16 protein-coding genes are annotated in these 16,672 nt (G+C 63.8%); 10 read left to right on the top strand and 6 right to left on the bottom strand.

All coding sequences use genetic code 11. The features are described from left to right. The first annotated feature begins 49 nt into the window (after positions 1-49). The 7 genes from FRZ40_RS42440 (at position 50) to FRZ40_RS42410 (ending at position 7,583) form a co-directional block, all read left to right on the top strand. Positions 50-853, top strand: a complete 804-nt coding sequence (locus FRZ40_RS42440; protein ID WP_147238270.1) for an FAD binding domain-containing protein — start codon at positions 50-52, stop codon at positions 851-853. A gap of 27 nt (positions 854-880) precedes the next feature. Beyond that, on the top strand, positions 881-1,342 hold the full coding sequence (locus FRZ40_RS42435; RefSeq protein WP_147238269.1) for an SRPBCC family protein: 462 nt from the start codon (positions 881-883) through the stop codon (positions 1,340-1,342). A 32-nt stretch (positions 1,343-1,374) separates the two neighbouring features. Further along, on the top strand, positions 1,375-1,884 hold the full coding sequence (locus tag FRZ40_RS42430; protein ID WP_028365313.1) for a (2Fe-2S)-binding protein: 510 nt from the start codon (positions 1,375-1,377) through the stop codon (positions 1,882-1,884). Next, complete coding sequence (locus FRZ40_RS42425) at positions 1,881-4,232, top strand: xanthine dehydrogenase family protein molybdopterin-binding subunit (RefSeq protein ID WP_147238268.1); 2,352 nt, start codon at positions 1,881-1,883, stop codon at positions 4,230-4,232. The genes FRZ40_RS42430 and FRZ40_RS42425 overlap by 4 nt, the downstream gene beginning before the upstream one ends. Continuing rightward, the gene (locus FRZ40_RS42420) at positions 4,222-4,947 is read left to right on the top strand and encodes an enoyl-CoA hydratase/isomerase family protein (RefSeq protein ID WP_147238267.1); all 726 of its coding nucleotides are present in this window, start codon (positions 4,222-4,224) and stop codon (positions 4,945-4,947) included. Before FRZ40_RS42425 ends, FRZ40_RS42420 begins: the two co-directional genes overlap by 11 nt. 40 nt (positions 4,948-4,987) lie before the next feature. After that, positions 4,988-6,553: a UbiD family decarboxylase gene (locus tag FRZ40_RS42415; protein ID WP_147238266.1), complete on the top strand. Its 1,566-nt coding sequence runs from the start codon at positions 4,988-4,990 to the stop codon at positions 6,551-6,553. A 97-nt stretch (positions 6,554-6,650) separates the two neighbouring features. After that, a complete protein-coding gene (locus tag FRZ40_RS42410; RefSeq protein ID WP_028365309.1) occupies positions 6,651-7,583 on the top strand; it encodes a LysR family transcriptional regulator in 933 nt (310 codons plus the stop codon). Positions 7,584-7,604: 21 nt separating this feature from the next. Here FRZ40_RS42410 and FRZ40_RS42405 read toward each other — a convergent pair whose 3' ends face one another. After that, positions 7,605-8,636 carry an XdhC family protein gene (locus tag FRZ40_RS42405; RefSeq protein ID WP_147238265.1) on the bottom strand — a complete coding sequence of 344 codons (1,032 nt, stop codon included), beginning with the start codon at positions 8,634-8,636 and terminating at the stop codon, positions 7,605-7,607. Positions 8,637-8,893: 257 nt separating this feature from the next. Between FRZ40_RS42405 and FRZ40_RS42400 the strand changes: the two genes are divergently transcribed. Then, entirely contained in the window at positions 8,894-9,814 is a 921-nt protein-coding gene (locus FRZ40_RS42400) for an AEC family transporter (protein WP_147238264.1), read from the top strand. Positions 9,815-9,820: 6 nt separating this feature from the next. Here the strand turns inward: FRZ40_RS42400 and FRZ40_RS42395 are convergent, their stop codons facing one another. Together FRZ40_RS42395 and FRZ40_RS42390 are read right to left on the bottom strand one after the other, a co-directional pair. Next, positions 9,821-10,453 (bottom strand): DsbA family protein, encoded by a 633-nt coding sequence (locus FRZ40_RS42395; protein WP_147238263.1) that lies wholly within the window; start codon positions 10,451-10,453, stop codon positions 9,821-9,823. A gap of 162 nt (positions 10,454-10,615) precedes the next feature. Further along, entirely contained in the window at positions 10,616-11,347 is a 732-nt protein-coding gene (locus FRZ40_RS42390; protein ID WP_028365305.1) for a FadR/GntR family transcriptional regulator, read from the bottom strand. A gap of 267 nt (positions 11,348-11,614) precedes the next feature. Between FRZ40_RS42390 and FRZ40_RS42385 the strand changes: the two genes are divergently transcribed. Together FRZ40_RS42385 and FRZ40_RS42380 are read left to right on the top strand one after the other, a co-directional pair. After that, positions 11,615-12,721 (top strand): mandelate racemase/muconate lactonizing enzyme family protein, encoded by a 1,107-nt coding sequence (locus FRZ40_RS42385; protein WP_028365304.1) that lies wholly within the window; start codon positions 11,615-11,617, stop codon positions 12,719-12,721. Between the two features lie 114 nt (positions 12,722-12,835). Further along, positions 12,836-13,777, top strand: coding sequence for an AEC family transporter (locus FRZ40_RS42380; protein WP_028365303.1), 942 nt, complete (start codon positions 12,836-12,838; stop codon positions 13,775-13,777). Positions 13,778-13,785: 8 nt separating this feature from the next. Here FRZ40_RS42380 and FRZ40_RS42375 read toward each other — a convergent pair whose 3' ends face one another. The 3 genes from FRZ40_RS42375 to FRZ40_RS42365 form a co-directional block, all read right to left on the bottom strand. Then, positions 13,786-14,316, bottom strand: coding sequence for a GlcG/HbpS family heme-binding protein (locus tag FRZ40_RS42375; protein ID WP_240057501.1), 531 nt, complete (start codon positions 14,314-14,316; stop codon positions 13,786-13,788). Between the two features lie 268 nt (positions 14,317-14,584). Beyond that, positions 14,585-15,283, bottom strand: coding sequence for a response regulator transcription factor (locus tag FRZ40_RS42370; RefSeq protein WP_028365301.1), 699 nt, complete (start codon positions 15,281-15,283; stop codon positions 14,585-14,587). A gap of 329 nt (positions 15,284-15,612) precedes the next feature. Further along, a complete protein-coding gene (locus FRZ40_RS42365) occupies positions 15,613-16,515 on the bottom strand; it encodes a LysR family transcriptional regulator (RefSeq protein ID WP_028365300.1) in 903 nt (300 codons plus the stop codon). Between the last annotated feature and the right edge of the window lie 157 nt (positions 16,516-16,672).

Here is a 16,672-nt window from a genome sequence, read left to right as displayed (position 1 = left end):
ACAGATGTCAGGCATGCGCGGCGACGCTGCGCATGCTGCAGGAGACAACATGTACGACACGACTTATCTGCGCGCAGCATCGCTGGCGGAAGCCGTCGCCTGGCTGCGCGAGCACGAAGAAGCGCGGCCGCTATCGGGCGGCATGACGCTGATCCCGACGCTCAAGCAACGCCTTGCCGCACCGTCGCATCTGATCGACCTCACGCGCATCGGCGAACTGCGCGGCATCGAGGTGCGCGGCGATACGCTGCGCGTCGGCGCGCTGATGAAGCACGCGGAAGTGGCGGCCTCGCCTGTCGTGCGCGACGCGATTCCCGCGCTCGCGCATCTGGCCAGCGTGATCGCCGATCCGCAGGTACGCAACCGCGGCACGATGGGCGGCTCGGTCGCCAACAACGACCCCGCAGCGGACTACCCGTCCGCCGTGCTCGCGCTGAACGCGCATGTCGTCACGTCGTCGCAGCGCCGTATTCCCGCCGACGACTTCTTCATCGACACCTTCGAAACCGCGCTCGAAGCGGACGAACTCGTCACCGCTATCGAATTCGCCATTCCGCGCCGCGCAGCGTATGCGAAGTACCGGCATCCCGCATCGGGTTACGCGGTGGCGGGCGTCTTCATTGCTCAGTACGACGACGCCGTGCGCGTCGCCGTGACGGGCGCGGGCGCGTCGGTATTCCGCTGGCTGGAGGCGGAGGGCGCGTTGCGGCAGGACCTGTCGGAGGCCGCGCTCGCGTCGCTGTGGATCGACCGCGAGATGCTGCCCGACGACGACAACGCGTCGGCATCGTACCGCGCGCATCTGATCGAAACCTATACCCGCCGCGCACTGCAGGCGTTGCTCGCGTCGTAACGGCGCGTGCTCAATCAGGAGAACAGGATGGAATTCACCGGATCGCAAACCATCGCGGCATCGCGCGAACAGGTATGGCAAGGACTCAACGACGCGGCCGTTCTGCAGGAATGCATTCCCGGCTGCGAAGCGTTCACGGCGGAAAACGCGGACGAATACAAGGCCGTCGTGGTCGCGTCCGTCGGGCCCGTGAAGGCTCGCTTCAAGGGCACGCTGGAGTTGTCGGAACGCGATGCGCCGAACGGCTACCGGATCGTCGGCCAGGGCGAAGGCGGCATTGCGGGCTTCGGCAAGATGACGGCGACCGTCACGCTCGCCGATGCCGAAGACGGTACGCTGCTCACCTACGTCGCCGAAGCGCAGGTCGGCGGCAAGCTCGCGCAGATTGGCTCGCGGCTCGTCACGTCGGTGGCGAACAAGCTCGCCGCCGAGTTCTTCAAGCGCTTCAACGCGACGCTGAGCGCAGCGAACGAACCCGCCGCCGATTGAGCGCGCAGCACGAACGGAAACACAGGTGAACCATGGTTGAAGTCCAATTGCAGGTGAATGGCACGGACGTCGCGCGTGACGTGCCCGACAACACGCTGCTTGTCGAGTTTCTGCGCGAGCATCTGCGGCTGACGGGCACGCACGTCGGCTGCGATACGAGCCAGTGCGGCGCGTGCACCGTTCATCTCGACGGCAACGCCGTCAAGTCGTGCACCGTGCTCGCGGCCCAGGCGAGCGGCGCTCAGGTCGTGACCGTCGAAGGTCTCAGCGCGCAATGCGGCGGCAAGCTGCATCCCGTGCAGAACGCATTCGTGCAATGCCACGGTTTGCAATGCGGCTTCTGCACGCCCGGCATGATCATGGCGAGCGCGTTCTATCTGCGCCAGGAACCCGCGCTCGATCAGGCGAGCATCAGCAACGCGCTGGAAGGCAATATCTGCCGGTGCACGGGCTACGTGAACATCATCGAAGCGGTGCGCCACGCGGCGCGCGAGATGTACCCCGACGCGCCGTTCGCAAAGACGGAGGCGCACGCGTCATGATCGGCAAACCGATACCTCGCGTCGAAGACCAGCGCTTCGTCACCGGCAATGGGCAGTACACGGACGACATCCGCGTCGACGGCCAGCTGCACGCGGCCTTTCTGCGCTCGCCGCATGCGCACGCCGCATTGCGCTCGATCGACATAACCGCCGCGCAGGAAGCGCCCGGCGTGGTCGCCGTGCTGATCGGCCAGGACTATCTCGACGACGGCTTTCAGGGCATCGATCATGTGCCGAATCCCGTCGATGCCGTCGATGCGACGAAGAAGGCGTTTCTCACGTCGCTGACGGGCTCGATCTTCAACCAGTTTCATATTCCGCTGCCCGTCGACCGCGTACGTTACGTGGGTGAGGCGATCGCGATGGTGATCGCCGAAACGCCGTTGCAGGCGCGCAATGCATCGGAGCTGATCGGCGTCGATTACGACGTGCTCGACGCCGTGATCGACGGCGCCGACGCGATGCAGCCCGATGCGCCGCAACTGTGGGATGGCGCGCCCGGCAACCTGTGCTTCCAGACGCAGATCGGCGACCGCGAAGCCGCACGCAAGATCCTCGCCGAAGCGGATCACGTAGTTCGACGCGAGTTTCATCACAGCCGTCTCGTCAATTGTCAGATGGAGCCGCGCAGCGCCATCGGCATGCACGACGCGGCCACCGACACCTACACGCTGATCTCCGGCAGCCAGGGCGCCGTGCGCCAGCAACTGTGCCTTGCCGCCGCGCTGAAGGTGCCGCCCGCGCGCATGCGCGTCGTCTGTCCCGACACGGGCGGCGGCTTCGGGCCGCGTTCGTTCGTCTACGTCGAGCAGCTCGCCGTCGTGTGGGCCGCGCGCCGCATTGGACGCCCCGTCAAATGGACGAGCGATCGCAGCGAAGCGTTCCTGTCCGACTATCAGGGACGCGATGCCATCATCCGCTCGGAGATCGGCTTCTCGAAAGACGGCCGCATTCTCGCGATCGACAACGAGTGGATCGGCAATGTGGGCGCGCATACCGTGTCGTATGTGCCGATGTCGAACGGCACGCGCATCATGACGACCGTCTACGACGTGCCCGTGGCAGCCGTGCATGTGAGCGCCGTGATGACGAACACCGTGCCGACCGCGCCCTATCGCGGCGCGGGCCGGCCCGAAGCGACACATGTGATCGAACGCATGCTCGATCTCGCCGCCGCGCAACTTGGCATCGAGCGCGCGGAAATTCGCCGCCGCAATCTCGTGACGCACGACAAGCTGCCGTATCGCAGCCCGATGGGCCTCACATACGACAGCGGCGAGTTCGAGCGCAACATGGCGCGCGCGCTGACGCTCGCGCAGTGGGATAGCTTCGAGGCACGCCGCGCGCAGTCGCGGGCAAACGGCCGGCTGCGCGGCATCGGACTCGCGAACTACATCGAGTCGCCTGTGGGCGCGCCGCGCGAGCGCATCGAACTGACAGTGCGGCCGGACGGCAGCGTCGATATCGTGTCGGGCACGCAATCCACAGGGCAGGGCCACGAAACCACGTTCGCGCAGGTGATCGCGCAACACCTCGGCGTGCCAATGGAAGCGATCAAGCTGCGCACGGGCGACACTGCGTTTGTCAGCGTGGGCGGCGGCAGCCATTCGGATCGCACGATGCGTCTGGGAGGCATGCTACTCGTCGATACCGCGCAGCAGATCGTCGCGATCGGCAAGCAGGTGGCGGGCGCGCTGCTCGGCGTCGACGCGGCGCAGATCGAATTCGCCGACGCGTGCTTCACGGCGCGCGCCGATGGCAGGAAGCTCAGCCTCGCGGAAGTCGCGCATCATGTGTCGAAGGACGGCCAGCCCGGCGATCCTTCAATGAAAAAACTCTACGCGCATGCCGAGGTCAACACCCGCGTGCCCGCGCATCCGACGGGCGCGGCCATCTGCGAACTCGAAGTGGACCCCGATACGGGCATCGTCGAACTCGTGAACTACACCTCCGTCGACGACGTCGGTCAGCCGATCAATCCCCTCATTGTCGAAGGCCAGGTGCATGGCGGGCTCGCACAGGGCATCGGCCAGGCGCTGTCCGAAGGCTTCTATGTGGACCGCGAATCGGGCCAGGTACTGACGGGCTCGTACATGGACTACGGCATGCCGCGCGCCGGCGTGATTCCGACGCTCAATCTCGAACTGACGGAAGACCCGACGCACGGCAATCCGCTGCGCGTGAAAGGCGGCGGCGAAAGCGGCATTACGCCCGCAACGGCGACGATCTTCAACGCGCTCGCCGACGCGCTGCGCGAGTATGGCGACGACGAACTGGCGATGCCTGCCACGCCGAAGGTCGTGTGGGAATACATTCACCGCGCGCAAGGAGGCGCACATGTCAACTGAATCCGTCGCTATTCGCCGCAAGGGCGCGCTGCTCGAAATCTTGCTCGACCGGCCCGAGAACGGCAACCTGATCGACCAGCAGATGAGCGATGCCATCATCGCCGCCGTCTCGACGATCGACGACGAAACGAAGCTCGTGCGCATCGTCAGCAGCGGCAAGGACTTCTGCAAGGGACGTCAGTCGCCGATGCCGCCGCAAGGCGCGAAGCCGTCGGCCGAAACCTTGCGGCGTGTGGTCGCCGCGCCGCCGCTCGCGCTCTACGATGCGTTGAAGGCGGTGCGGGTGCCTGTGGTGTCTGTCGTGCGCGGTGAGGCGATCGGCGTCGGCTGTGCGCTCGCGGGCGTATGCGACGTCGCATTGGCCGCCCACGACGCCGTCTTCCAGATTCCCGAAATGGAGCGCGACATTCCGCCGACCCTCGTGATGTCGGCGCTGATCGGGCGCGTGCCTGTGAAAACAGTGGCGCACATGGTGCTGAGCCGCGTGCGTCTCACCGCGCAGGAAGCACTCGCCGCGGGGCTCGTGAGCCGCGTCGTGCCCGTCGCCTCGCTCGACGATGAAGCAGACGCGCTCACGGAAACGCTTCTCGGCTGTAGCGCCGTCACGCTGCGCGCCGTCAAGCAGTTTCTGCATCTCGCACCCGACATGCCCGCCGCCGGTTCGAGCGGCTTCGCCGCGCATCTCGCGGCCACCGCGCTGTCAGCACGCTTCTGACTGCGCGCGACCGCGACGCCCTTCACATAAGGACACGACATTGAGACCCAAGACCGCCATCCCTTCGACCGCGCAAGGCGCGGAGTTGCCCGACCTCGAGCGTTTCCGTCTGCGGCGCTTTCTCGCTTCGCTCGATGAGACGGAACTCGAACGGCGCGAAGCGCCTGTCGATCTCGGCGACGTTGCCGGCATCATGGAAGGCAATCCGCGTGCAGTATGGTTCCAGCAGCCGGCGGGCGGCACGGTATCGCTCGCGGGCAGCGTGGCGGCCAGCCGTTCGCGCCTCGCCAGGGCATTCGACACCACGCCGGGACAACTGCTCGAAGTCGTGCGCGAACGTCTGCGCACGAAGGGCAAGCTCATCGAAGTGAGCCGCCAGGAAGCGCCCGTGCAGCAGGTGGTGCTGACGGGCGACGAGTGCGATTTCACCGCGCTGCCTGTTCATCTTCAGCACGACCTGGACGGCGCGCCGTATATCTCGGCATCGATCGACTTCGCCGTCGATCCCGACACCGGCTGGACCAACGTCGGCATTCGCCGGCTGATGCTGCGCGGCCGGCGCACGGCGGGCGTCGATCTCGTCGCGCCGTCCGATCTGCGCGCAATCGCAATCGCTCATGCGAAGCGCGGCGAGCGGCTGCCCATCGCATTCGCGGTCGGCACGCATCCTGTCGACCACGTCGGCGCGACGATGCGCATTCCCGCCGACGAACTCGAACTCGTCGCGGCATTGCGCGGCGCGCCGATGGGCGTCGTCAAATGCGTGACGAACGACCTGCTCGTGCCCGCCGACGCCGAGTTCATTCTCGAAGGCTATCTGGACGAACGCGGCCACGCCGAACCGGAAGGCCCGTATGGCGAATTCCTGGGCTATTACGGCGGCATCAAGACGAACCCGGTGTTCCATCTGACGGCCATTACGCATCGCAAGGACGCGGTGTTCCAGACCTGCACGATCGGCGGCCGCACGATGGCGCGCACGGATACCGCGCAACTCGCGGCGCTGCGCACGGAAGTGACCGTGTGGCGCGCGCTGGAAACCGCCGTACGCGAAATCCGCGGCGTGTATGCGAGCCCGGCGACGGGCGGCATGTTCAACGTGCGCGTCGCGATGCAACAGCGCGTGCCGGGCGAGGCGCGCAACGCGATCGCCGCCGTGTTCGCGTCGCTCGCGAACGTCAAGCACGTGTTCGTCGTCGATCCCGACATCGACATCTTCTCCGACGAGCAGATGGACTGGGCGCTCGCCACGCGCTTCCAGGCCGACCGCGATCTCGTGATGCACAGCGGCATGCGCGCGATGCCGCTCGATCCGTCGCTTGCGGGCGCAACGGTCACGGCGAAGGTCGGCTTCGATCTGACGCTGCCGCTATTGCGTCCGGGCGAAGAGCGCGACCTCGAACATCGCGTGCCGACGCCGCCCGCATTCACGGGGGCACGCTTCGATTCGCTGGAAGCCGCGCTCGAACATGGCCCCAAGCGCTTCACCGAACTGATGTCGGCGACGGGCACGCGCGACGGCCGCGAAATCGTGCGCTGGCTCGAAGACACGAGCGCCACGCGTAAGATCGTCCGCGACGAAGAGGGGCGGTACGCCTTCGCGTAACCTGTCCGCGATCGGGTCTGCCCCGGTCGCGGTCAGGCCTGCACGGCGATAGAATCCGGGCAGCCCTAACGTGCCCAGCTTTCGAGGATCGCCGTCGATGAACCTGTCCCTCAAACAACTCAAAGTCTTTCTTGGCGTCGCGAACGCGTCGAGCTTCACGAAGACCGCGCAGAGCATGCATTTGAGCCAGGCTGCGCTGAGCGCGATCATTCGCGAACTGGAAACGCAGCTCAATTGCCGTCTGTTCGAGCGCACCACGCGCACGGTCGCGCTGACGGAAGCGGGCCGACTGTTCTATCCGACGGCAATGAAAATCGTCGAGACGCTCGAGAAGTCGGTGATCGAGCTGAACGAACTGGGCCGGCAAAAGCAGGCATCGCTGCTGCTGGGCTGCACGCCGATGATTGCCGCGAGCCTGATGCCGCAGGTGCTCGCGCGCTTCGCCGAGACCAGTCCCGACGCGCAGATCGAACTCGTCGACCGTCCGCCCGGCGAACTGCTCAAGATGGTCGAGGAAGGCGATCTCGATGCCGCGTTCGGCATCTTCTTTTCACAGCTTTCCGGCATCGATCGCATGCCGATCTTTCCGACGCGGCTCGTCGTGGTGTCGTCGAACATGGACGGCGCGCACGGCATCGGCAAGGTGCCGCGCGACGGCGTGCAATGGCGCGCGCTCGAAGGGCTGCCGCTCATCACGCTGCCCAAGGACAATCCGCTGCAACGTCTGATCGAAGCGTCGCTGTCGAAGGAAGAAGTGACGACGGGCCGGCGGACCGTTGTCGGGCATTTGCAGACAGCGATTGCCATGGCGCACGAAGGTCTCGGCGTCGCGATCATGCCATCGTTCTGCGAACACATTTGCCGCCACTATCAGGTGCGCATCGACGTGATCCGGCCGGAGGTGGAATTTTCGTTCTACCGGATCACGCGCAGCGGCCGCGATACGCTCGCCGCGCTCGATCAGTTCACCCAGATGTTCGCGGCCGCCGCGCAGCTGAGTCCGTTCGACGCGGCTGCCAACGCGAAATGATGCGCTGTCGTGCGAGACCCGTCAGGCTGCGCACGCGAGAACGGGATCGGCGCTGAACGACACCTTCCCCTGCGCGTTCTTTGCTGCGCCGACCTGCAACAACGTCGGCAACGACACACCATTCTTTGCAGCCGTCACCTCGGCAAGAATCGACACGGCTATTTCGGGCGGCGTCCTGCTGCCGATATAAATTCCAACCGGCCCATGCAGCCGCGCCAATTCCGTTTCGGTGAGATCGAATTCCTTGAGCCTTTCGCGCCGCGCCGCATTATTGCTCCGCGAGCCCAGCGCGCCGACATAGAACGCAGGCGTTTTCAACGCTTCCATCAACGCCAGATCGTCCAGTTTCGGATCATGCGTCAGCGCGATCACCGCACAACGCTCATCGAGCTTCATGTCGAGCACGGTATCGTCGGGCATCGTGCGTACGACTTTCGTGCCGGGCACATCCCATTCGTCGGTGTACTCTTCGCGCGGATCGCACACCGTCACCTGATAATCCAGCCCCATCGCGATGTTGCACAGATAGCGCGACAGTTGCCCCGCGCCGATCACGAGCATCCGGTAACGCGGGCCGTGTATCGTCAGCAGGCGCCTGTCGTTGAAATCGACGCCGTCGGTTGCCTGCGCGGGACCGAGACGCGCGACGCCCGTTTCCATCTCGAGCGTGCGCGCAACGAGCCGGCCGTCTTCGACGGCTTCGCACAGTTCGGCAATCCCGCTCGCCTTCGTCAAAGGTTCCAGAACCAGCTGGATCGTGCCGCCGCATGGCAAACCGAAGCGATGCGCTTCTTCCGCCGTGATGCCGTACTTCACCGCTTCGGGCTTCTTCTGCTCGATGCCGCGCTGTCGCACGCGATCGATCAGATCGTCCTCGATACAGCCGCCCGACACCGACCCCGCCACCGCACCGTCGTCGCGCACGACGAGCATCGCGCCTTCGGGACGCGGCGACGAGCCCCACGTCTTCACCACCGTCACGAGTAGCGCGCGATGCCCTTGTTCGAGCCAGCGCGCGCTGGACTTCAACACTTCGAGATTGACACTGTCCACTATCGATACCTGTTCGCTACGAATCGCACAGCCAGTGTATGCGGACGATGAAACAGCGTGAATCGGCGAATTTCGATCAGCTCATCGAAAATGCCGAAAAGTGCCGCCAGGCTACGAATAGGGACGCATCCTCTCGCATTTGAACTACTCTGTACTGGCGAGACCGCTTCTGCCGGCAGAACGCCGGGCCGCCACCCCACTCGCGTAATCCTCACACTGCTGCATCCGGACGTCCCCTCTGCCGACGGAGCGCCATCATGCATGTCGCGAGTTTGATACTGCCGATCTTCGCCATCATCCTGACGGGCTGGCTGGCGGGCACAACGGGCTATCTCGCGCGCAGCGTCGCCGGGCCGCTGATGCAGTTCGCCTACTACGTCGCGATGCCCGCGCTCGTGTTCCTGACCGTCGCCAAAGAGCCGCTCGATTCGCTGCTGGAGTGGCGTTTTCTGGCGGCGTTCGGCGGCGGCTCGATACTCTGCTTCGCGGCCGTCGTGGTGGCCGCGCGCCTCGCGTTGAAAGCGAGCCTTGGGAAAAGCGCAATGCTTGGCGCGATCGTGTCGATGACCAACACGGGTTTCGTCGCGCTGCCGATTCTCAGGGCGCTGCAAGGCCAGCACGGCGTGCTCGCCGCCGCCGTCGCGACGGTCTTTGTCGGCGCAATCATGTTTCCCGCGCTCGTCATTCTTCTCGAAGTCGACCAGCAAAGCAGTTCGCACAAGATGCGCGCAAGCGCGCTCGCGCGGCAGATCGGCACGAACCCGGTGATTCTCGCCACCATTCTCGGCTTGCTGTGGTCCGTCAGCGGCGCTGCGTTGCCCGCGCCCGCCGCCACCTACCTCGGGCTACTCGGCGAAGCGCTGACGCCCTGTGCGTTGTTCGCCATCGGCCTCGATCTGTCGATCGGCGAACTGCGCGGTCATCTGAGCCGCTATGCGCTGCTGGCCGCGCTCAAGCTGGTGGCGATGCCGTTCATCGTCTATGGCCTGTGCGTCGCGTCGGGCCTGAACCGGACGCTCACGCTCGCCGCCGTGATCTGCGCGGCCGTGCCGACAGCCAAGAGCGCCTATGTACTGGCAAGCGAGTACGACGTCGAGAAGACCTCGACGGGCGCCGCGATTTCGATGACCACGCTTTTTTCGATCGTGACGCTGCTCGCCTGGCTCTACTGGATCTAGCCGCCGCTATGCAGCGAGCGGCTTGAGCGCCTGGGTGACTTGCGCGGCCGTCGTATAGCCCGAACTGAGCTGGCCGATCTTTCCGTCGATCTCGACGAACAGCGACGGAAAGCCTCGCACGCCGAGGCGGCGCGTGAGTTCGAAATCGCGCTGCGTGGCGTCGATGACTTCATCGGAAGTGAATGCTTCGAAGAACGCATCGGCCGTCGTCGCGATACCTTGCTCCGCGATGGCCTGCGCGCCGACTTCGGCGAGCACGCTGCCGTCCGTCGTATCGAGTCCGTCGACATAAAAGGCCCGCTGGAATGCGCGGAACACTTTCAGCATGTCGACGCCGGGCGCGATCGTCCGCGCAGTCACGACCGCGCGGCAAACGGGCTCCGTGTCGTACACGAAGTTCTCGCGCGCCATCAGCGCTTCGCGATTGAACTCGGCGCCGCTCATCTGCTCGACGCGCGCCCAATGCGTAAGCCTGAACTGCTTGCCTGCGTCGTCGAGCACCTGTGTCGATCCTGCCGCCATGCCGCCCACGACGACCTGCACGTCGAGATTCGGTAGACTCTGCGCAATCGCGCTCATTTCCTTGCCGAAGCCATAGCACCACGAACACATCGGGTCGCCGACAAATATCAGTTTCATACGCTGTTCCATCTTCGTCTGATGAGGCGCAGCCCGGCGGGCCGCGCGAATCAGCCGACTATACGTTCGACGTGCGGACGCATAAACGGCGTGTGCGGCACATCACTCGTTACACCGTGTAAATACGGGTGCGTGACGAAGACCCAGCGATAAAACGCGCGCTCAGAAAAACGAAATGTCGTAGCCGAAGCGCGACGCAGCGCTCACGATATGCCGGCCCATCAATTCGCGCGCGGCAGCGGCATCCTTGTCGATGAAGGCCTGAATCAGCGTTTCGTGCTCCGCGCGCGCGGCATTGGGAATGTTGCCGAACATCGGACCTTGCCTCGCGAAGTTCGCCGCGATCAGCGGACGCATCGGTTCGAGCACGGTGCGAATCATCGCAGCGAGGTAGTCGTTGCCCGCCGCAGCCGCGACGGCGCGATGGAAGTCGAGATCCGCGTTGACGGTGCCGGCCGTCGGCGCGCCTTCGTAGCGCATCCGTTCGACCGCTTCCTGGATCGGCTTGAGTCGGCGCGGCGTCATATGCGCCGCCGCGAGCGCGGCCGCCTGGCTTTCGAGCACGGCCCGCACTTCAAACATGTTGCGGATCGTGTTGTCGCCTTCCAGCAGTTGCGAACTCACTTGTTGCAGCGGTTCCGACGGCTGCGGCGTCGCGGCGACGAAAGCGCCGATGCCCTGGCGCGACTCGATCAGCCCTTGCGCGCGCAGGCTCGCAATCGCCTCCCGCACGACGTTGCGGCTGACCCCGAAATTCTCGGAGAGAAAGTGTTCGGTGGGCAGGCGGTCCCCCGGCTTCAATCGCCCGGATGCGATCTCTTCACTCAGCGAGGCGGTGATGTGCTCCGCGAGATGGGGCCGCCGTTCGACGCGCCGCACGTTCATTTCGCTCATGGTCGTTTCAGGCTGTTGCTTGTCTTCTTATTCTACATCCTGAAGCATGCGCGGGCCGCCCGTGCTGCGCCAACAAGCCGTCTTTCCAGGCCACAAATCAAGCCTCGACAAGGCTCGACCCGCGTCTGTGTTGCACACGGCGCTCAATTCATTTGCACAAAAGGAACAAGTTGTTCACTTGAAGGACAACAGGATGTCTCCTACCATCGGGAGCATACGGCGGCCTTTCGTCCGTGCACATCGCAATCCGATTTGAGGTAGATCCAGATGAACATTGCCAGCATAGAAACCATCCCACTGCGCATTCCCTTCACGACGGGCGGACCGTCGGCGGGAGGCGTGTGGGGCCCCAAAGACCTGCAGGTGGTCGACTCGCTCGTCGTCAAGGTCACGACGGACGACGGCACGGTCGGCTGGGGCGAAACCTTCGGCTTCACGGCGATTCCGTCCGTGAAGCGGGTGATCGACAAGATTCTCGCGCCCGAGCTGATCGGCCGCGATATCGCGCTGCGCGAGAAGTCGATGCTCGACCTGCAGAAGAAGTTCCATGTGTTCGGCCGAAGCGGCGCGTTCATCTACGGACTGTCGGCCATCGACATCGCGCTGTGGGACATCGCAGGCAAGCGTGCCAACCAGTCCGTTCACCAGCTGCTCGGCGGCGCGGAGGCCACGTCGCTGGCGTGTTACGCGAGCCTGATCCGCTACGCCGATCCCGAACTGGTCGCGACCAACGTGCGGCGCGCGGTGGAAAGCGGCTACCGCCATCTCAAGCTGCATGAAATCACCGTGGAAACCGTACGCGCCGCACGCGAGGCGGCAGGCCCCGACATCGAGATCACGCTTGACGTCAATTGCCCGTGGACGGTCCGCGAAGCGCTCGACATGACCGAAAAGCTGCGGCCGTTCAATCTGCGCTGGATCGAAGAGCCCGTGTGGCCGCCCGAAAACTACGCGGGTCTCGCGGCCGTGCGCCGGCAAGGCGGCATTCCCGTCGCGGCGGGCGAAAACGCATCGACGCTGATGGACTTTCAGCATCTGCTCGAAGCCGGTTCCGTCGATTTCATTCAGCCCAGCCCAGCGAAGATGGGCGGCATCACGGAACTGCAAAAGGTCTTCGCGCTGGCGAACGCGCACAACGTCACGGTCATGGTCCACACGTTCTACGACGGCCCCGGACTGCTCGCGAGCGTGCACGCCAGCGCGGCGTTGGGCGGCCCGAAGGCGCTCGTCGAATGGCGTTACTTCGACCTCGAAGCGCAGCTCTACGGCGACGCGATCATTCCGCGCCATGGACGCATCGACGTGCCGCAAGGCCCCGGCCTCGGCATCGAACCCAACCCCGATGTGATTCGCGACTATCGCATCGAGCTTTAAGCAAACACCGCTTCGGCATCCGGTCGGCGTTCGTATCCCACGCAACCTCGCGTTGCGAGGGTGCCCCGCTGTTTGCCGTTGCATACGCATAACAAAACCTGGAGTCAGGAGAACATGTTAGACAGGATCGTTGGACCTCTTTTACCCGTGGCGTTCGTGATCGTGCTCGGCTTCATTGCCGGCAAGCGCGGACGTCTGAATCATTCGGACAGTCTGCTCATCAGCCGCCTGGTGCTCGGCTGGATCTTTCCGGCGCTGCTGCTGGTCGGCATGGCGAGCACGCCGCGCTCGCAGTTGTTTGATTTCAGGCTGATCGTCGCGACCTTCATCGGCATCATGGGGATGTATACGTTCGCGCTGCTGATCGGCTGGTGGCGCTATCGCGAGCTCAGGGCAGCGACGCTCAAAGGCTTTGTCAACGGCTACCCTGACGCGGCCTTCATGGGCATCCCCATCCTGCAGGCGATGTTTGGTCCGGGCAGCATCTATTCGGTGCTGATCCTCAATCTGATCGCGAGCCTCATCATGATTCCGCTGACGACCATGCTGCTCACGGTTGCAAGCGGAGAAGGAAGCGGCACGCAGGCGTTCCTGTCGAGCATCAAAAGCGCTGTGCGGCGGCCGTTGATGTGGGCGCCCGCGCTCGGCATCCTGTGTTCGCTGCTGCAGATCAAGCTGCCGCCCGTGCTCGCCGAAGCCTTCAATCTGCTCGGCAAGGCGACGCCCGGCGTGTCGCTGCTCTGCCTCGGCCTGATCATGTCGTCCGTCAAGCTGAAGCTGTCGAACGAAGTGTGGGCGAACCTCGGACTCAAGCTGCTGGTTCATCCGCTGCTGATGTTCGCGGCGACGGTATTGCTCGGCGTTCATGGGCTTTACGCACAGCAGATGATCCTGCTTTGCGCGCTGCCGTCGGCGACCATTCCGGCCATGTTCGCCAACGAGGCAGGCGCATATCAGAGCGAAGCCGCAACGTCGATTCTCGTCAGCACCGTACTGTCGATCATCACGTTCTCCGCCGCCATTTATCTTGTCGACGGAGGCCTCGCGGCTGCCTGAATCTTCGACTAGTGCGGCAGCCGGTTCGCCACCTTCGCGACACCGGCCGCCGCACAGACTTCATCCTTGTCGCCGCCCGGCGCGCCGCCGATACCCAGCGCGCCCACCATCTCGTTGCCGGCCTTGAAAGCGACCGCGCCAGGCAGCGCCATCACGTTGTGAACCGTCGCGAGTTGCGGCGCGTACGGACTGGTCTTGACCAGTTCGAAGAATCCGCTCGAACGGTCGAAGCCGAACTCAGGCCCGAGCGTTACAACGGTAAAGGCCTTTCTGAAGCTGGATTCGCCCGTGTGGACGGTCGCGTGATCGCCGCGCATGACGACCTGCGGCACGCCGTCCATATCGACGACAGTCGCCGTCACCCAGTAGCGCTTCTCTTCGCACACGCGAATCGCTTCTTCCGCGGCCTCGACGGCAAGATTGAGCGGCAACGTGTAGTGGTATCCGGGCTGCGGCGCCTGTTGCGCATGCGCCGGAACGAACGAGACGGACAAGCCGCAAAGCAGCGCAACAGACGCGTGCAACGTCATCAATTTCATGTCGCCCTCCAGAAGAACGGAATCAGTGAAAGACCGCTGAACGTTAAGCGCGGCGCGCGCCGCGCTTCCAGTGCATAAAGAGATCAGCCGAAACATGCCGATGGTCGACTGTACAACCTCTGCATGTGTCGATCGGGCGCAACTCCAACGGAGTGCAAACTTATTGCACCGCTTACGGCATATATACGCTGAGATTTGACGAAAGAGATGAAACTGTCTTTTGAACAGATGGAAAGACGCAGCGGCGCAGTGTGCCTGACGCCGCCCGTTAGTTCGAACCCGGCTGTTTCTGGTCGATGCCGAGCGCTTCCGCCTTTCTTACGAGATCGGGAAGCGAACGCGAACCCATCTTTTTCATCACCTGTCCGCGATGGATCTTCACGGTGATTTCACTCAGATGCAGTTCGTAGGCAATCTGCTTGTTCAGCATGCCGGCCACCACGAACTTCATCACTTCGCGCTCGCGTTGCGTCAGCGTTTCATAGGCTTCGCGCAGCGTCGTCAGCGCATGCTCCGATTCGCGACGCTCGGCATCGCGCTTCAGCGCATGAGCGATGGCATCGAGCATGTCCTGATCGCGGAAAGGCTTCGCGAAGAAATCCAGCGCGCCCGCCTTCATCGCCTTGACGGTCATTTCGATGTCGCCATGCGCCGTGATGAAGAGGATCGGCATGCGCACGCCGCATTGCTGGGCTTCCTGCTGAAACGCGAGCCCGCTCTCGCCTCGCAGCCTGACGTCGAGAATCAGGCAACTCGGCGCATCATACTTTGGGAAAGCGAGAAAATCTTTGGGTGACTCGAACGTCTCCACGTGAAGACCTACCGAACGCACCAGGCCGTTCAGTACAAACCGGATCGATTCGTCGTCGTCGATGACATACACGACGGAACGTCCGTCGGGGAGCTTGCCGGGAGGCATACCTTCTTCACTTCTTGTCGTCGACGTCGAACTCGGTCCTGAGACCATTCCGCCTCCTTGTGAACGAGTGAAAGATGCTGGTGCAAACCGGGGAGTGTCTGATGCAGATTCAGCAACACATACATTGTTGTACCAAACGGCGGCGAGCGCAAAGCAAAGTCGCGTGCCGGATGCTGCGAGGCGTGCTGAAATGAGGAATGCTTCGGGCAAGAAACTATCTGATGCTATCGAGCGACTAACGCCGATTGCGCAAGGCAGGAGGTATCGAGAAACCGATATTTCATTGATTGGTTTTTAGCCACGAACAAGACGCACATAAACCTGCCGATTGGGTCCGGCTTATCGCACGACGGGAAATGAATAAAGCTCGGAAAAAATCACGCCGGCAAGCATGCGCCTCCGCTGTCCGAAACGAGTACCTCGGAACGCGCCACATCCAGAAAGGCGCGCATCGCATTCGACAGATAAGCATCGTGCCGCCGTATGAACAGCGTCTCCATGCGCGCCGCGTCCGACGCGAGCGGATGCACCGTGACGGCATGTCTGTGTGCCGCGTTCGACACGATGCCTCGCGGCAGCAAGGTAACGCCGATGCCCGCCGCGACGCACGAGAGTATCGCGTCGATCGATCCGAACGCCAGAGCCGTCACGGACAGAATGCCCATCTCGGCGAGCAGCAGATCGAGGCGCTCGCGATACGAGCAACCCGGACTGAAGACAATCGCCTTGAGGTTGTCAATCGATCCGAGTTCCTTCAGCGAGCGCATGGTCGTCGGTGAGACGAGCACGAGTTCCTCGCTGAACACGGTCTGCACATCGAGGCCGGCATCGCTCAACGGGCCGGCAACGAACGCGCCGTCCAGACGGCAGTCCGCGACGGCCGCCGTCAGTCCGCTGCTCGTATCCGTCGTCAACGACAATCCGACCTGCGGATAGAGACTCGCGAAATGACTGAGCACGCGGCTCAACTGCAACGAACCTGTCGTCCATAACGCGCCGATCGCAAGGGTGCCGTTCGGCGGACCGTCGTCGAGCGCGGCAAGCCGCGCGTCGGCGACGAGACGGGCAGCGCGCGCCGCATACGGCAGCATTCGCTGTCCGGCGGGCGTCATCTTCACGCCGCGCACGTGCCGCTCGAACAGCGCGACGCCCACCTCGCCCTCGAGCGAGCGGATTCGCCCGGTGACGTTCGACTGCACCGTATGCAATTCGAGCGCTGCGCGGCTCATGCTTCCGAGGCGAGCGACTGCGTCGAATACTTTCAGATCCGCCACGTCCATGATGTGCACCCCGATGAATCGCCATCGCGCGCAACGACGTCACGCCGATGTCCGATGAGATGACTTCCCTGACTTCACGGGAATAGCCTATCGGGCGCGCGGCTAACGCACCAGCCTACTATTGCTTGCGATTTCACCCACCATCGCATGACAGCCT

The sequence above is a fragment of the Paraburkholderia azotifigens genome, from assembly GCF_007995085.1.
Classification (GTDB): Bacteria; Pseudomonadota; Gammaproteobacteria; order Burkholderiales; family Burkholderiaceae; genus Paraburkholderia; species Paraburkholderia azotifigens.
This window is presented reverse-complemented; position numbering and strand designations above follow the sequence as displayed.

Bases quoted from the DNA above. Each gene is read 5' to 3' on its own strand.
- FRZ40_RS42380 (WP_028365303.1), top strand. From the start codon at position 12,836: ATGTTAGACAGGATCGTTGGACCTCTTTTACCCGTGGCGTTCGTGATC.
- FRZ40_RS42430 (WP_028365313.1), top strand. From the start codon at position 1,375: ATGGTTGAAGTCCAATTGCAGGTGAATGGCACGGACGTCGCGCGTGAC.
- FRZ40_RS42385 (WP_028365304.1), top strand. From the start codon at position 11,615: ATGAACATTGCCAGCATAGAAACCATCCCACTGCGCATTCCCTTCACG.
- FRZ40_RS42395 (WP_147238263.1), bottom strand. From the start codon at position 10,453: ATGAAACTGATATTTGTCGGCGACCCGATGTGTTCGTGGTGCTATGGC.
- FRZ40_RS42410 (WP_028365309.1), top strand. From the start codon at position 6,651: ATGAACCTGTCCCTCAAACAACTCAAAGTCTTTCTTGGCGTCGCGAAC.
- FRZ40_RS42400 (WP_147238264.1), top strand. From the start codon at position 8,894: ATGCATGTCGCGAGTTTGATACTGCCGATCTTCGCCATCATCCTGACG.
- FRZ40_RS42370 (WP_028365301.1), bottom strand. From the start codon at position 15,283: ATGGTCTCAGGACCGAGTTCGACGTCGACGACAAGAAGTGAAGAAGGT.
- FRZ40_RS42440 (WP_147238270.1), top strand. From the start codon at position 50: ATGTACGACACGACTTATCTGCGCGCAGCATCGCTGGCGGAAGCCGTC.
- FRZ40_RS42375 (WP_240057501.1), bottom strand. From the start codon at position 14,316: ATGAAATTGATGACGTTGCACGCGTCTGTTGCGCTGCTTTGCGGCTTG.
- FRZ40_RS42425 (WP_147238268.1), top strand. From the start codon at position 1,881: ATGATCGGCAAACCGATACCTCGCGTCGAAGACCAGCGCTTCGTCACC.
- FRZ40_RS42365 (WP_028365300.1), bottom strand. From the start codon at position 16,515: ATGGACGTGGCGGATCTGAAAGTATTCGACGCAGTCGCTCGCCTCGGA.
- FRZ40_RS42435 (WP_147238269.1), top strand. From the start codon at position 881: ATGGAATTCACCGGATCGCAAACCATCGCGGCATCGCGCGAACAGGTA.
- FRZ40_RS42390 (WP_028365305.1), bottom strand. From the start codon at position 11,347: ATGAGCGAAATGAACGTGCGGCGCGTCGAACGGCGGCCCCATCTCGCG.
- FRZ40_RS42420 (WP_147238267.1), top strand. From the start codon at position 4,222: ATGTCAACTGAATCCGTCGCTATTCGCCGCAAGGGCGCGCTGCTCGAA.